The sequence below is a fragment of the Leifsonia sp. HAY1-4F genome, assembly GCF_056755275.1.
This window is the reverse complement of sequence record NZ_JBNDHX010000721.1, coordinates 1-230: the sequence shown is the minus strand read 5'-3', so window position 1 is coordinate 230 and position 230 is coordinate 1. Positions and strand designations below refer to the sequence as shown.

At 64.3% G+C, this 230-nt stretch carries 1 protein-coding gene; it reads left to right on the top strand.

Going from position 1 to position 230, the window contains the following annotated elements; genetic code table 11:
• On the top strand, positions 1-230 hold a 230-nt coding region (locus tag ACPYOG_RS21105), incomplete at both ends, for a hypothetical protein (protein ID WP_481295989.1).

Genomic DNA, 230 nt, shown 5'->3' with positions numbered 1-230 from the left:
CCCCCCTCTTCCTCCCCCCCGCCCCCACCCCCCCAGATTAGCGAGTGTCTCGTGGGCTCGGAGATGTGTATAAGAGACAGCCTCGTGCCCGAGGCCGGGATGGTCGCTGTGCTGACCGTGCGGAACCTCATGTACTTCGTGATCCTGGCGGTGACGCCGCCGCCACAGCGCGGCGACTGTCTCTTATACACATCTGACGCTGCCGACGACGGAGAGAGTGTAGATCTCGG